Annotated in this window: 13 protein-coding genes and 1 other annotated feature; of the genes, 4 read left to right on the top strand and 9 right to left on the bottom strand. The window is 41.0% G+C overall.

The window, feature by feature from the left end; genetic code table 11:
- Positions 1-2 precede the first annotated feature (2 nt).
- The 4 genes from hisC to DES39_RS02365 form a co-directional block, all read right to left on the bottom strand.
- Positions 3-1,070 carry a histidinol-phosphate transaminase gene (hisC, locus tag DES39_RS02350; protein WP_121144761.1) on the bottom strand — a complete coding sequence of 356 codons (1,068 nt, stop codon included), beginning with the start codon at positions 1,068-1,070 and terminating at the stop codon, positions 3-5.
- Positions 1,071-1,074: 4 nt separating this feature from the next.
- Positions 1,075-2,379, bottom strand: coding sequence for a histidinol dehydrogenase (gene hisD / locus DES39_RS02355; protein WP_121144154.1), 1,305 nt, complete (start codon positions 2,377-2,379; stop codon positions 1,075-1,077).
- Between the two features lie 4 nt (positions 2,380-2,383).
- A complete protein-coding gene (gene hisG / locus DES39_RS02360; protein ID WP_121144155.1) occupies positions 2,384-3,283 on the bottom strand; it encodes an ATP phosphoribosyltransferase in 900 nt (299 codons plus the stop codon).
- A gap of 54 nt (positions 3,284-3,337) precedes the next feature.
- Positions 3,338-3,461: a sequence feature (His leader region), on the bottom strand.
- Between the two features lie 91 nt (positions 3,462-3,552).
- The gene (locus tag DES39_RS02365; protein ID WP_121144156.1) at positions 3,553-4,584 is read right to left on the bottom strand and encodes a threonine aldolase family protein; all 1,032 of its coding nucleotides are present in this window, start codon (positions 4,582-4,584) and stop codon (positions 3,553-3,555) included.
- A gap of 277 nt (positions 4,585-4,861) precedes the next feature.
- Here DES39_RS02365 and DES39_RS02370 point away from each other — a divergent pair, with 277 nt between their 5' ends.
- Positions 4,862-5,956: an FUSC family protein gene (locus DES39_RS02370; protein WP_121144157.1), complete on the top strand. Its 1,095-nt coding sequence runs from the start codon at positions 4,862-4,864 to the stop codon at positions 5,954-5,956.
- Positions 5,957-6,066: 110 nt separating this feature from the next.
- Here the strand turns inward: DES39_RS02370 and yfdE are convergent, their stop codons facing one another.
- From yfdE to DES39_RS02395, 5 genes are all read right to left on the bottom strand, one after another.
- On the bottom strand, positions 6,067-7,233 hold the full coding sequence (gene yfdE / locus DES39_RS02375; RefSeq protein ID WP_121144158.1) for a CoA:oxalate CoA-transferase: 1,167 nt from the start codon (positions 7,231-7,233) through the stop codon (positions 6,067-6,069).
- Between the two features lie 105 nt (positions 7,234-7,338).
- Positions 7,339-8,292: a transporter YfdV gene (gene yfdV, locus DES39_RS02380; RefSeq protein WP_121144159.1), complete on the bottom strand. Its 954-nt coding sequence runs from the start codon at positions 8,290-8,292 to the stop codon at positions 7,339-7,341.
- Positions 8,293-8,350: 58 nt separating this feature from the next.
- The gene (oxc, locus tag DES39_RS02385) at positions 8,351-10,054 is read right to left on the bottom strand and encodes an oxalyl-CoA decarboxylase (RefSeq protein ID WP_121144160.1); all 1,704 of its coding nucleotides are present in this window, start codon (positions 10,052-10,054) and stop codon (positions 8,351-8,353) included.
- 89 nt (positions 10,055-10,143) lie between these two features.
- Positions 10,144-11,394, bottom strand: coding sequence for a formyl-CoA transferase (gene frc, locus DES39_RS02390; RefSeq protein ID WP_121144161.1), 1,251 nt, complete (start codon positions 11,392-11,394; stop codon positions 10,144-10,146).
- 745 nt (positions 11,395-12,139) lie between these two features.
- Complete coding sequence (locus DES39_RS02395) at positions 12,140-12,841, bottom strand: endonuclease (protein WP_211324632.1); 702 nt, start codon at positions 12,839-12,841, stop codon at positions 12,140-12,142.
- A gap of 766 nt (positions 12,842-13,607) precedes the next feature.
- Here DES39_RS02395 and DES39_RS02400 point away from each other — a divergent pair.
- The 3 genes from DES39_RS02400 to DES39_RS02410 are packed head-to-tail and all read left to right on the top strand — an operon-like array spanning position 13,608 to position 15,949.
- Complete coding sequence (locus tag DES39_RS02400; RefSeq protein WP_121144163.1) at positions 13,608-14,447, top strand: ABC transporter substrate-binding protein; 840 nt, start codon at positions 13,608-13,610, stop codon at positions 14,445-14,447.
- A 60-nt stretch (positions 14,448-14,507) separates the two neighbouring features.
- Positions 14,508-15,248, top strand: a complete 741-nt coding sequence (locus tag DES39_RS02405) for an amino acid ABC transporter permease (protein WP_121144762.1) — start codon at positions 14,508-14,510, stop codon at positions 15,246-15,248.
- Positions 15,248-15,949 carry an amino acid ABC transporter permease gene (locus tag DES39_RS02410; protein ID WP_121144164.1) on the top strand — a complete coding sequence of 234 codons (702 nt, stop codon included), beginning with the start codon at positions 15,248-15,250 and terminating at the stop codon, positions 15,947-15,949. Before DES39_RS02405 ends, DES39_RS02410 begins: the two co-directional genes overlap by 1 nt.
- Positions 15,950-16,033: the final 84 nt, after the last annotated feature.

A 16,033-nucleotide genomic window follows, 5' to 3' on the forward strand; every position in this document is an offset into this window, starting at 1 on the left:
CTTTAGTTCCCCTGATCATTTAATGTTTTTAACGCGTTGATAACGGCATCGCATTCAGCTTGGCTGCCAATTGTTATACGAATACAGTTTGCTAAATTCGGCTGCTTGGACTGATCGCGTAAAATAATGCCTTGATTCCACAAGTATTTAAATACACCTTGGTCATTAAATTTGACGAGAATATAATTAGCATAGCTCGGATAGATCGCATCAACAAGGCTAAACTGCTTAAGTGCAGTGATTAAATGTGCTTTTTGTTTATTGAGATTAACCACTTGTAAGGTCATTTTGGTTAAATTTTCTTTACTCAGTGCTTGCGCTGCGATATCTGCCACTGGCGTTGGTAACGGGTAAGGCGCAATCACTTTTTGCAGCACATCAATCACCGGTTTATTTGCCAGTGCAAAACCGCAGCGCAATCCAGCTAAAGAAAAGGCTTTTGACAAGGTTCTTAATATCACTAAATGCGGGTAGTTTGCCAGCCAACTGACCACGGAATGTTCCATGGCAAACTCAATATAGGCCTCATCAACGACCACTAACGCACTTCCCCAAGCCATATCGAGTAAGGTTTTGATATCATCAGGATTAAGCACATTACCGGTCGGGTTATTCGGCGAACAGATATAAATTAATTTCGTATCGGTTAAATTTTGTTCGATGGCAGTTAAATCTAATTGCCAGTTGTTCATTTGTACAATCGCTTTATAGCCAATGCCAAGCGTTTGAGCGCTGACCAAATACATGCCATAAGTTGGCGGGCAATAAATAATCCTATCTCGGCCCGGCTCGCAAAATGCGCGCATTAAGAGTTCTATCGCCTCATCGGCGCCGCGACTGACAATGACTTGATCGGCTCTCACGCCGGCATAGCGCGCATAACGTTCAATCACTTGCTCGGGCTGAGGTTCTGGGTAGCGATTAAGCGTTTGCATGGTGAGCTCAAAATGTAGAGCAATGGCTGACTCATTAGCATTTAACCACACATCGCCTTTACCGCCGATACGCCTTGCTGATTGATAAGGTGTCAGCTCGCGTACGTTTTGGCGGACTAATTGATTGATATCCATTGCTCTATTCATCTGATTTTTCCTTCTTTAAGGCGGACAGGCGCAGCGTAACGGCATTTTTGTGAGCGGTTAATTGCTCAGCTTCTGCCATAAGTTCGACGGCTTGGCCAATTGATAGTAGCCCACTTGGCGTCAGTTCTTGCACGGTCATGCGTTTTTGAAAATCCGCCAGCCCAAGGCTGGAATAGGTCGCTGTGTAGCCATAAGTTGGTAGGACGTGATTGGTGCCTGAGGCATAATCGCCGACCGATTCTGGTGACCAATCGCCTAAAAAGATAGAGCCGGCACTGGTAATCTTTGGCACTAGTTTTGCCGCATCACGCGTTTGAATAATTAAGTGCTCAGGACCATAGGCATTGCTAATTGCAATGCACTGTGCAATATCTTGGGCGATGATTAAACGACTGGCACTCAGTGCTTGTTTGGCGATAGCTTGACGTGATAGCTGAGCTAACTGTTTATCAACCTCATTGGCGACCGCTTGAGCCAGATTTTCATCCGGCGTTAATAAGATCACTTGCGAATCAGGGCCATGTTCCGCTTGGGATAATAAGTCAGCCGCGATGAACGCTGGGTTTGCGTGACTATCGGCAATGACTAAGACTTCAGAAGGGCCAGCTGGCATATCAATCGCCGCGCCATCAAGGCGCTGACTGACTTGGCGCTTTGCTTCTGTCACATAAGCATTACCTGGGCCAAAAATCTTATCAACACGGCCGATAGTTTCAGTGCCTAGCGCCATTGCGGCGATCGCTTGTGCGCCGCCAATTGGGTAAATTTTGCTTACGCCGCAAAGATGAGCCGCATATAAAATTTCATCGGCAATTGGTGGCGGTGAACATAAGATAACGTTACTACAACCGGCAATTTTAGCGGGAATGGCGAGCATTAAAACCGTCGATAACAACGGCGCAGAGCCGCCAGGAATATATAAACCAACCGATTGAATAGGGCGGGTGAGCTGCTGGCAGGTAATGCCCGGCATTGTTTCAACGGTCACGGTATCACGGACTTGTGCCTGATGAAATAACGTAATATTGCGGGCAGCAAGTTGCATCGCGTGTTTTAGTTGCTCAGGTACGCGCTGCGCAGCTTGAATTATTTCATCGGCACTAATTTGCAGAGCTGATAATGTCATTTTATCATATTGCTGGCTGAGCGCTTTTAATGCGCTATCACCACCGGTTTGCACTTGCGCTAAAATTGTAGCAACTGATTGACTAATTGCATCTGACGCATTTACCGCAGGCCTAGTTAAGAGGGCTGTTTGCTGCTCGGCATTGCAGCGTTGCCAATAGATTAATTGCATGTTGTTACTCCATCATCTTTTCAATGGGTAGCACTAAAATAGAGCTGGCGCCAAGCGCTTTTAATTTTTCCATCGTTTCCCAAAATAGTGATTCACTGCTGACCATATGTAGTGCAACCCGATTTTTTTCACCGGTTAGCGGTAAAATGGTTGGGTGCTCAGCACCGGGCAACAGGGCAACGACTTGATCAAGTACCGCTGTTGGCGCATGTAACATGATGTATTTTGATTCTCGTGCTTGAATCACGCCTTGAATTCGCGTTAGTAATTTATCGATTAGCGCTTGTTTTTCAGCTGACATAATGCCGCTACGCTGAATTAAGCAGGCTTTTGATTGGTAGATAATTTCAATCTCTTTGAGCCCATTGGCTTCAAGTGTTGCGCCACTTGATACTAAATCACAAATCACATCAGCTAGCCCCGCTCTGGGTGCCACTTCGACTGAGCCATTTAATAAACAGGTTTTAAAGGTGACGTTATAATTAGCTAAGTAACGTTTTAATAAGTGAGGATAAGTTGTTGCAATGCGCAGATCTTGTAAACACCTTGGGCCTTGATACTGAAAATCACGAGGGGCTGCAATTGATAAACGGCACGCACCAAAATCGAGTCGTCGTAACTGTTTGAACTGAGGCTGTTGGCCTTCGGCTTGGCGATCAAGCACTTCTTCTTCAAGGACATTTTCGCCAACAATACCAATATCAACGACGCCATCAATAACAAGACCTGGAATGTCGTCATCACGTACACGTAAAATATCAATTGGCATGTTTTCGGCAAAAGCAATTAGGCGCTGCTCTTGTAAGTTAATTTTAATTCCGCACTGTGCTAACAGCTTTTTGGACTCGTCACTCAGGCGTCCTGATTTTTGCATTGCAATACGTAAACGTGAATTATCTAACATTTTTTCCCCTATTGTTATTGTGTATATTAAAACAAAGAAGTCTGTGAATTCGCCATAAAAAAACCCCCGGAAGTTGATCTTCCGAGGGCTCTATTGACTTGCTTTGCGCTCAACCGGAAGACCGTATGTCTTCCAGCACCAAACGCCCGAAGACTATTCAGGGAAATGGTGATGATGGTTGTTCAAACAGACGCAAAGTAAATTCATAAAAATATTAATTCTCCAATTAAACTACCGATACCATATAATACTTTATTTCGCTTAGCAAGCTATTTTTGCTGCAGATTGTTGAAGAAACATTTAAATTTTTCAATATCATCTTGTGTGGTTGACCAAGATGCGCAAAACCGTAAACAGGTATGTACATCATCGGGTTTACCAAACGCATAGACGTCATAATGATCGGTGATAGCTTTAACTAAATGATCGGGAATATTGACAAAAATCTGATTAGTTTGTGGCTGGTGCGAAAAGCTAAAGCCGCACTGCTGAAATAATTCAGCGAGTTGCCCAGCCATATTATTACTGTGTGCACCAAGCTCAAGATACAAGTTGTTTTGCAGCAGCGTTAGAAACTGCACACCTAAAATCCAACCTTTAGCCATTAAGCCGCCTTTTTGTTTGATCGTAAAACGAAAATCATGATTCAGCTGCGGATTATTAATCACTAATGCTTCACCTGCAAAGGCGCCAACTTTGGTACCGCCAATATAAAACGCGTCGGTGTATTTGGCTAAATCGGCAAACGTCACATCATTATCTTTGGCGCTGAGCGCCATGGCTAGACGGGCACCATCAACGTAAAGGTAAAGCTGATGCGCCTGGCAAAATTGATGGAGTGCTCGTAACTCTTTATGGCTATAAATGGTGCCAAGTTCTGTTGTATTGGAAATATAAACTAGCTTAGGTTGCACCATATGCTCATCACAATGTTCATCTAAAATCGGTTTGATTACCTCTGGCGAGAGTTTACCCGCTTGGCATCTTGCGGTGATGACTTTGTGTCCGGTTGCTTCAATTGCGCCGGTTTCATGTACTGCAACGTGACCACTTTCGGCGGCAATCACTGCTTGGTGAGGTCTTAGGACATGGGCAATAAACGTCAGATTCGTGATGGTTCCACCCGGTAAAAAATGCACATGACTTTGCGGTGATTGGATTAATGTTTTAATGTGGCTAGCAGCAAGTTCGCAGTAACTATCTAGGCCATAACCGCCATTTTTTTGTTTTGCAATATTTAACAGTGCTTCTAATAACTGTGGATGAGCGGTTTCATTATAATCATTGGTAAAACTATGCATCTTTGCTATTCCTCGATTGATACGCCTTTAACAGAAATTATATATCGAAATTGCGTTATTGAACATGGATTGCTGAGTCAAATTACAAGATAACAGCGAGTTAAATTGCTTGAAGTTAATGAGGAATTCGCAGTAGAATCATTACTCTTCATATTGTGATATGTTATAAAATGGCTTAGCTAAAGCACTAAATAACTTTAAAAAAACGCTAGGATAAAGGTTTTTTATTGCGATCAAGCATCACCTTTTATTGAATATTGGAAATTTAGTGTCATTCATGGAAAGTCTACATAACGTTTCAGTCTTTACCCACGATATTGTTGCGCAATTTCGGCGACAAAACATCACCTTATCGCGTTTTATCGATGAGTTAGAAGTAGTCTGTTCGGTTTTCTTAGCTATTATCATCGCGCATTTTATCAATGCGCAAAATATTGGCTGGGCGGCGTTTACCGGCTATATGATTATGCGTTCACATGTGCTCGATACGCTCATTCGCGGTGGTTTACGATTTTTGGGAACGATTATCGGAGCGTGTTTAGCCTATAGCTCGGCATATGCATATGGCGATGATCTATTGTTGATTGCCTCTGCCATTGCTCTAATTGGTGGAATTGCACTGTATTTCGCAATTACTAGTAAATATAACTATGCTTGGCTTTTTTTAGGCATCACTTACATTATGGTCGGCGTTGACGCGCTAGGCAATCCGTTTAACCAAGTGCACGATTTTGTCATTTCACGGGTCATTGAAGTATCGGCGGGCATTTGCGCCTCGGTGTTTGTCAGTATTATTTCTAATTTTATAAAGCCGAGATTTATTACAAAGCCTTGTAAAATTGGTCTGACTGATGTGGTTAAATTCCCCAATTACGCAAAATATACCGTCATTCATTCACTAAGGGCCATGATCGCTTTAGCGTCTTTGCCTTTTTTAGCCTATTTTTTTGACTTACGCTATTTAGGTCAAACGGCAATTACCTGTTTTGTGGTATTAACTGTTCCCTTAACAAGTATTAATAATGCTAAAATTGTCTCTAAACGCAATTTCCATCGCTTTTTAGGGTGCTTATCAGGTGCTATGTTAGCGTTGGTCTGTTTACCGTTTTATCAAGTTAATTTAATGATAAGCACAATCATTTTAGCATTAGGCATAATGATTGGACGGCATATTGAAAACAGTGGTAAAGCGTTTGCCTATATGGGTACTCAATTTGTGTTAGTGTATTTAGTTGTTATGGTGCCTGATTCGCTCACTGAGATGTCCGCAGAGCCCGGGATTTACCGATTATGTGGTGTTATTATCGGTATCATGTTAGTTGAATTATCCAAATTGATTATTTGGCCATTACAGTCTTACTGGAAATTATAACGCGTTGTGGCAGATAAGCACAAATTCACTGATTCGACGCGTTATTGATTGTTAATGGTGAGTCATTTTCATTTTCGATAACGACTCACGCTATCACTATCTCGAAACAATTATGTTTTTTGAGCGGTTGCAAATTCTTGCCGAATAGCTGTACCATTTTCATCAAGTTTTGGTGCGCCTTTCCTGACGGTTGGATCGGGGTAAGTACTGAGTTTTATCGGGGTGCCGGGTACTTTCACGGCGCCAGCATCAATGAGCATGTTACGGGCTTTGGTTTGGGGTAACTCCATCGCCTGTGCAACGCCAAGTAGTGGCGCTACTGGTACGCGGTGTTTATCGATTTCATCTAACCAGTAGGCGGCATTTTGTTGGCTAAGCTGCTGCTCAATGATCGCTTTTAATTCAGCTTGATTTTTGACTCGACTGGCATTACTGCTAAAGCGTTCATCACTGACAAGTTCCGGTATTTTTAACGCATCACACAGCTCAGCAAATAGCGCATCATTACCGCAACAAATCGCAATGTGTTTGTCTTGCGTTTGAAATACGTCAAATGGTGCCATGTAAGGATGGCGATCGCCTAAGCGTTCAGGCGATTGACCCGTTGCCACATAATTCATTAAGCCGTGTTCTAAAAAGGCGAGGGTGGAATCAAACATGGCGACATCAACATGGGTTCCTTGACCGGTACGCTCCCGACCATATAGCGCGCTGGCAATCCCACAAAACATATAAATACCGCCACATAAATCAGATAGCGACGTTCCGACCCGAGTTGCCGGACCATTGACGAAACCCGTTTCCATCATAATGCCGCTCATCGCTTGAATAATGGTGTCATAAGCGGGGGCATTAGCAAGTGGGCCGGTATGACCAAATCCTGATGATGACGCATAAACTAAACGTGGATTAATTTTTGCTAAAGTGTCATAGGATAAACCGAGTTTATCCATAGTACCTGGGCGGAAGTTTTCGGCTAATACGTCAGCTTCTTTAATCATATTAAAGAAAATTTCGCGGTCTGCTTCATCTTTTAAATTCAGTACAATGCTCTCTTTTCCGCGATTGGTAAAGCTGTAATAAAGTGATTCGCCGTTAACAAACGGGCCATATAACCGTGTATCATCACCATGGCCCGGTTGTTCAACTTTGATAACGCGAGCGCCTAGATCAGCTAAAATTTGGGTACCAAACGGTCCATTTAATACATGCGTTAAATCAATCACGAGTAAACCGTCAAAAGGGCCTTTTGCTAATTTGGGATTATGGTCTGTCATACTCACTCCATTGATAGGGTGTTCTTGTGCTATTTAATAATAAAAGAGATCACCGCTGCGCCGTTGATCTCTTGATTGGGTTATATCGATACGACTTAAATGATATTACACTAAACCAATGACATAACGAGTAATAAATATCCAAGCTGGTGCGGCGATAATAAAACCAAGTACACTGACTGCAAGTGAGGCAGTACCAGTACGAGTATACACGCCAAAACGGCTAGCGATAATAATGCCTGAGAAGGCTGGTGGTAAGGCACCGGCAAGAACCATCATCTGTAAGTTGTTTGACGACATGTTGAACATTAAGCCAAGCACTAATAATAACGCAGGCATAAAGACTAATTTTAATAACGTGTTATAGATAATTTCGCCATCAAATTCAAATTTATTCGCCGCTAAGGTTAAACCTGCCGCAAAGACTGCCACACCAGAGTTGGCTTTAGCAATAAGATCAAAGGTTGGATCCCACATTGATGGTAATTTGAAGCCAACTAATACGAGCACCGTCGCTAAAATTGGTGACCAGACGACCGGCTCTTTTAGAGCTGAGATTAGTGAGTCTAAACCGCTGTTACCTTTGGCATTTTCGCCTTTCGCTGGGCTAAGTAAAAAGAGACCAATTGGAATGGTAATCGCATTGACAATAATCGAGATAATGGCAACAACAAGGCCAGTTGAGACGGTATCGCCATAAATCGGGTCTAAAACGGCAAATCCTAAAAATCCAATAGTTGGTGAACCGGCGATTAAAGCACATACTGCGGCTTCACCTCGGGTGTGTTTAAAGAGGTATTTACAGCTGTAAAATGCCACAAAAAAGCTGATAATTAAACCAACAAATGAAACAATCGTTAAGGTCATATCGGCAAATAGCATCGATCTATCGGCACGAACTAATGACACAAAAAGAGCTGCCGGTAACGCGTAGTTAAGCACGAGTTTATTAAAGGCTTTGGCTTGATCTTCTGTAAACACGTTACGTTTACCACTGGCATAACCTAATGCCATGATGACGATAATCGGCAGCAAATCGGCCATAAAAATACTAAACATAAAAGCTCCTTAGCTTTTTATTAAAGCAGGCAAGTGCGGGGCACTTGCCAATTAACGTCTATTTTGTATCGACGGATTGAGGATTTAAATTGGTTAAATGACCGCTTTCAGTCCCAACCGTTGGATCGATTTCACAGTTGATTAACGTTGGTTTACCTGATTGTAAACCGGCTAATAATGCCTGTTTGATCTCATCAGCGGTGGTGGCATTAAAGCCTTGTCCACCAAATGCTTCCATCATTTTATCGTAACGCGCTTCTTTCATTAACGACGTTGGCGCTGGATCACTATCACCGTGACGGTTGACATCATCACCGCGGTATACGCCGCCATTGTTAAATACCAGAATCGTGACAGGTAATTGATAACGGCAGATGGTTTCAATTTCCATTCCGCTAAAGCCAAAGGCACTGTCACCTTCGATGGCGACAACGGGTTTGCCACTGGTCACCGCGGCGCCAATTGCGTAGCCCATTCCGATACCCATCACACCCCACGTACCGCAATCTAAACGCTGACGAGGTTTGTACATATCGATGATATTACGCCCATTATCCAGGGTATTAGCCCCTTCATTGACGACATAAGCATCTTTATAATCAACAAGGACATCACGAATCGCTCTTAGTGCACAAAAGTAGTTCATCGGCACAACATCTTTATTCAATTTCGCTGCCATTTTCGCTTCGTTGGTGGTTTTGATGGTATTAATACCCTCAATCCAATCTTGGCTGGCTTGAATATTGACGTGTTGTAATCCTTTCACAAACTCAGCCATGACTGAATTGATATCACCGACAACGGGCGCTGTAATATGGCGGTTACTATCGATTTCATTGGCATCAATATCAACTTGAATCAGTTTTGTCTCGGCTGACCAATTTTTGCCTTTACCATGACCGAGTAGCCAATTTAATCGTGCGCCTAATAGCACAATCACATCAGCGTTTGACAGCACATGTGAACGTGCTGCTGCGGCTGATTGTTTATGGGTATCGGGTAGTAAGCCTTTTGCCATTGACATCGGTAAAAATGGAATACCGGTTGTTTCGATAAACGTTTGAATATCTTGATCGGCCTGCGCATAAGCCGCGCCTTTACCTAAAATAATTAATGGCCTTTTGGCACCAGCTAACAGTTGTAGTGCTTTATTGACTGATTCAGGGGCTGGAAGCTGCGCTGGGGCAGGATCTTCTACTTTAAAAATCGATTTATCAGCCGTATCTTTATCCATCACAGCAGATAACACTTCGGTGGTTAAATCTAAATACACACCGCCTGGCCTGCCCGATACGGAAGTGCGAATTGCTCTGGCAAGCGCGATGCCAATATCTTCAGGTTTATTCACGCGAAATGACGCTTTAGCATAAGGTTTAGCGGCATTCATTTGATCAAGCTCTTCATAATCACCTTGCTGTAAATCGATGATTTCACGATCACTTGAACCACTGATTAAAATCATTGGAAAGCCATTAGTTGTGGCATTGGCAAGCGCCACCAGACCATTTAAAAAACCCGGCGCCGAAACGGTTAAGCAAATACCCGGTTTTTTGGTTAAATAGCCACTAATTGCCGCTGCGTTACCTGCTGATTGTTCGTGGCGAAAACCAATATAACGAATGCCCTCAGCTTGCGCATGACGAGCCATATCAGTGATTGGAATACCGACCACACCATAAATGGCATCAATATCATTTTTTTTCAAAGCATCAACGATAATGTGCATGCCATCTGTTAGATTTTGTGTATTGTTATCAGACATTTTATACCTTCATCTTCGTTTGCATTTAACGGACAGGAACGGGCTATACTCGCGCCGTTCCAATGTGTTTTACCTTGGTTATCACTGCGTTAAATGGCACCATTTTTTCGCATTTGGGTGATTTGTTCATCGTTATAACCGAGTTCTTTTAACACTTGCTCTGTGTGTTCACCTAATAGTGGTGCACTTTTAATATCAGGTGTAAATGCTGAGAATTTCATTGGGCAACCAACTGTTAGGTAAGTCCCACGGCCAGGTTGCTCTACTTCAACCACGCTACCGCTTTGACGTAGTGATTGATCTGCGGCGATTTCTTTCATACTTAACACTGGTGCACATGGAATATCGTAAGCACTTAAATATTTGACGGCGGCATGTTTGTCGTAATTGGCTAAGAATTTTTCAATTTCAGCAAAAATATCAAAAATATGTGGCTGACGAGCTTGTGGTGTACTGTAATTAGGATCTTCAGCCCACTCTGGTTTGCCAATCGCTTTACAAGTATTTGCCCAGTTTTGTTCTTGGATCGTAAAGTAGATATACGCATTAGGATCGGTTTCCCAACCTTTACATTTTAATACCCAACCCGGTTGGCCGCCGCCGCCCGCATTACCACCACGTGGCACAGCATCACCAAATTTTGCATTTGGATATTGCGGATACTCTTCAAGGTAACCGACTTTTTCAAGGCGTTGTTGGTCGCGCAGTTTAACGCGACATAAATTTAATACCGCATCTTGCATTGACATGGTTACGCGTTGGCCTTTACCCGTTTTTTCACGTTGTAACAAAGCAGCAAGTAAACCAATTAATAGGTGCATACCGGTGTTACTATCACCTAATGCGGCGGCACTTACTGTTGGTGGCCCGTCCCAGAAACCGGTTGTTGATAATGCCCCCCCCGCTGCTTGTGCAACGTTTTCATAGGCTTTAACATCAACGTAAGGTGAACAGTCATCAAATCCTTTAATTGAGCCAAAGATTAAACGCGGATTGAGTTCTTGAATTTTTTCCCATGTAAAGCCCATGTGATCCATCGCACCGGGGTGGAAGTTTTCAACTAATACATCAGCACCTTGGATTAATTTTTCCATCACCTCTTTACCTTCAGGGGTTTTGGTATTGAGTTCGAGTGAGCGCTTATTACTATTTAACATAGTAAAGTAGAGCGCATCAACATCAGGAATATCACGTAATTGACGACGGGTAACATCACCAACGCCAGGACGTTCAATTTTAATTACATCTGCACCAAACCAGGCTAACATTTGAGTACATGATGGGCCAGATTGCACGCCTGTAAAGTCGAGTACACGGATACCTTGTAGTGGAAGAGTCATGTGGAACCTCACTAAATTAATTAACGTTAGAATAAATGATTTGCTTGCGTGGATTTCTATTCTTTGAAGGCGCATTGCAAATTTTTATTAGGAATACTATTTTTTTATGTAGCAATAAATTTAATAACAGGTAAAATGAAATTTGATTCACTTGGCTAGAATAGTTTAGGAAAAGGGAAATATCAACTTTGAGTGCAGCAAAAAAACAGCTAAAAGATTAATTTTGATTTTTAGTTATTATATTGAATTTTATTAATAATAATTCTTTTTTTACTTGTTTTAAGTATATACTTACCGATTAGCAGTGAGTGTAAAAATAGAGAAAAACACTTTTTTTTCAACAGAAATAATTAGATCGTTTTTTTATTCAAATAGTCTAAAAATCGGTATTTAACAAACAAATGATAAAAATAAACAACGGAAAAAAGTGTAAAGATTGTATTAATAAAGCGAGAGATAACCAGAATCTTTAATTAATCAATTTTTGTTACATAATTTCTTAAAAATTTTGTTATGAATTAATATATTATATTTTTTGTTTAATTTGGTTTGATTGCTAACTAACAACTGATGAGTGATTTGGTGCTTATTTGAAATAATTTATAAATATAGTCAGGTATTGTCGGGGATGGTTGAGCTGGCAAAGCAAAGGATTATTATCTAACGCTTATTGTGTTAAGTTGAGCGGTGAAATATTATGTTAAATACCAAAAGGTAGTCATAACGACTACCTTTCATTATTTCATTACAAAGCGCTATTACCGCACTGCTCGGTAATATATGGATTATCATTGCCTTGGACTTTTTTGATCAGTTGATTACGCTGGCATTCCCATATACTTGGCGCGTACATTTTGTTCCATGCAGACATTAATTGCTGGTTTTGTTTTGATAGCGGAATATGATATTGATTTGACATATATAAATAGGTACGCGCAATCATACCACGGATTTCGTCACGGGGCTGGAATTGACGCGTTTTAAAGTCAACCGCTGTTGGACACTGACCATATTGAGTGTATGTCTTGGTAAATAGACTATAGCTGTAGTTTGAGCGATCACCATTGACTTCACCAATCGCCGGTTGTAAGTTGTGCATATCGCCTTCTATTTGATTAAAGGTTGCATCACTTTTACAATTTTTACGACCACCATTTTTCCAGCATTGGAGATTGCGGCCAAAGTTTTCCGCTGGCATGACATGTTCCCATTCAATGCGTTGAGCACGCGTTTGATTTTTACGGCTTTGATAGCCGCAGCTTGGTAAATCAACAATGCCTTTTTTACCCTGAAATCTAAAATCACAACCGCAGTAGAACTCTTTCTGTTCAGGATTATTTTTATAAAGTTTGACAAGCTCGGTTTTCGCATGGCTAAAATTTTGTTGGACTGCGTGTGATAGAGCAGGAATAAGTAGTAAGGTAACTAAAAATCGTTTCATCATTATCATCGTATATTTTTTGTAGCCGACGATAATAACAAAACTGTCAGTAATAAAATATTAACGAAATCATGTATTTTTGGTAATAATTTTTAACTCAATGCGGATTGATTTGTTGTCAAAATTCCTATCAATATTTTTATGACATTGATCGTTTTTATTAAAAACGCTAATAAAAGCCTACACAAATCATCGAAATTTAATTCTTCACTTAGTGAACTTAATATTAAGTCGCCTAACGTATTTTTTTGCTGGTCTACCGCCGAACAATCTTGTTGTTTGAGTTGCTGGCACTCAGTCATTGGATGACACTGTTTTAGGGAAAATTTTTATCCGCCCTCAGTCATTAAGATGCCTTTAAGCACCAAACCGACGTTAGTATTATCATGCTTACTGATGATTAATGCAATCATAGCAGCCTTATAATCAAATACACTTCTCTAAAACCGTTTACATGCAGTAAAGTTTTATCGAATTCAGTAAAACAGTGTTAAACAAAGGGCTTTCGGATACCAATTGTTTCAGTGCTTAACATTTTGGCTGAGTAATTAATCCGTACATTTTTATTAAATAGATCATAAGTGAACTTTTTAGACTACCATGCTAATTGATAGCACAATCTAAAAAATAGTGAACCGAGTAAGTGCAAATTAACGAATTGAATCTGCCTTTATTTTTATAACTTTTAGTTATAAATATGTAGCATTTTATTATTTAGAATCCATTATTTTGCTTGTTAAACTAATGCTATTACTCACAATGGAGTCCAAAAATGAAATCAATCGTTAAGAAAACTGTCACTGCTTTAGCGCTATTAGGTATGTTTGCTAGCGTGAACAGTGCGTATGCTGATCGTCTAGATGATATTGAAAAACGTGGTGAAATTAAAATTGCGGTCTTTGATAGTAATCCACCATTTGGTTACGTCGATGAAAAATCAAAAACGATTGTGGGGCTCGATGTCGATTATGCTAAGGCAATTGCTAATGCGTTAAATGTTAGAGTTATTTTAGTGCCAACTAACCCAGCTAACCGTATTCCATTATTAACATCACAAAAAGCCGATTTGATCGTGGCTAATTTTACCGTGACAGATGAGCGGGCTAACGCTGTTGATTTTAGTGTGCCTTATTTTGCAACAGGGCAAAAATTTATTGCCAGAAAAGGCCTACTCAAAACGCCGGATGACCTGAAAAAACTGCGCATTGGCGCCGACAAAGGCACGGTGATGGAGATCACGTTACGTGAGCAATACCCAAATGCCAAAGTGATTTCGTATGACGATACGCCATTTGCATTTGCTGCACTGCGTAATGGTGTTGTGCAGGCTATCACCCAAGATGATGCAAAGCTGATTGGATTATTGGCTAATGTGTCAGCGGAGCAACGTGAACAATTTGAAATTTCGCCATTTAGTTTAACTCAGGAGTATCAAGCTGTTGGAATCCCTAAAGGTGAAACGCGCTTAAAAGATAAGGTCAATCAAGTTCTTTTTTCGTTGGAAGCTAAAGGCGAGGCACTGACAATTTATAATCGCTGGTTTGGTCCTGATACATCATCAGCAATGCCAAGAGGCAATTTTAAAACCGGTGATGGCACCTTAACCAAGTAAACTATCCCCCCGATGATTAACGCCGCTTTATGTGGCGATTTTATTAAATTAGAGCCAATTATGTTTACACAGGAAATCTTTCAACAGTTATTAGCACCACGCTATTTAGGCTGGCTATGGAACGGATTTGTTGTCACGATGTCTATCTCGATATTATGCATTATTTTATCGACAATTGCCGGTTTTATATTAGCGATTTTAGCGCAAAGTCAACACCGAATAATTCGATATATGGTGAATGCGTATAATGCCATTTTTCGTTATTCTCCATTATTGCCACAACTCTTTTTTTGGTATTTTGGTGTGGGCAGTATTTTACCACTTGAATTTAAATTATGGCTATTTGATGAACCGCAAATTGGGTTCGGTCCGGTCATTTTATCAATGCCGTCCTTCGAATTTATTATCGGTTTGGTTGGGCTGACGTTTTATTCGGCGTCGTTTGTTGCTGAGGAGTTTAGAGCGGGAATTGCAGGTGTTAGGGCTGGGCAGCTCAATGCGTCCCTTGCTTTAGGCTTGAGCCGTTGGCAAGGGTTTTATTTTATTGTGCTACCGCAAGCTTGGCGAATTGCCTTTCCCGCCTTAGTGGGTCAGTATATGAATATTATTAAAAACTCATCTTTAACGATGTCCATCGGTGTGCTTGAGCTATCGTACGTCTCTCGGCAGATTGAAACTGAAACATTAAAAACATTTCAGGATTTTGCCTTGGCAACTTTATTGTATATTCTGGGGGTAACGTTGGTTGGTATGATTGGTAATATTTATCACCGCAGCTTACTGCTTAAAGAGGTCAAATAATGGATTTTTCGCAACTGATTAAAGGGTTTGACGTTGTTTGGCAAAATTTGGATTATTTAGCCTGGGGTAACTATCCTGATGGGCCAATTAGTGGCATTGCCTTGACGCTGTTGATGAGTCTGGCTGCGATTGTACTGGCAACCGGACTTGGCATTATCGCCGGGATTGGTTTAGTGGTTTTGACAAGCTGGCCGCGTCGTATTTTAGTTACTATTTTGGCATTTTTACAAGCAATTCCGATTATTATGCTGATTTTTTGGAGCTATTTTTTAGTGCCAGTTTTGTTTCAGATTGATGTGCCGGCTATTTTTACTGTAATTATGGCGTTAGCATTGATTGGTGCGGCTTATATTGCCTATGCGGTATTTGCCGGTATGATAGCGATTACAGATGAGCAGTGGCAGGCAGCTTACTCACTGGGATTGAAGCGGCAACAGGTTATTGTTTATATCATTTTACCGCAAGCAATTCGGATGATGATGCCATCGTTTATTAATCAGTGGATTTCGTTGATTAAAGACAGCTCACTAGCATATATTGTTGGTGTAGCCGAATTCACTTTTTTAGCCACGCAAGTCAATAATCGTGTTATCGTTAATCCAACACAAATCTTTTTGTTTGTGATTGCGGTGTACTTTGTGATTTGTTGGTCTTTAAACTTTGCAGCTAGCCGTTTTATTAAACAATATCAACTTAGTTAAGTTTGGCCGATGATGAAGACGAAATCTAGTGCGATATGATGATCACTGCTTTATCGCACAGTGTTGATTGTTTACTTATCTTAG

Source organism: Orbus hercynius (genome assembly GCF_003634275.1).
GTDB classification, from domain to species: Bacteria; Pseudomonadota; Gammaproteobacteria; order Enterobacterales; family Orbaceae; genus Orbus; species Orbus hercynius.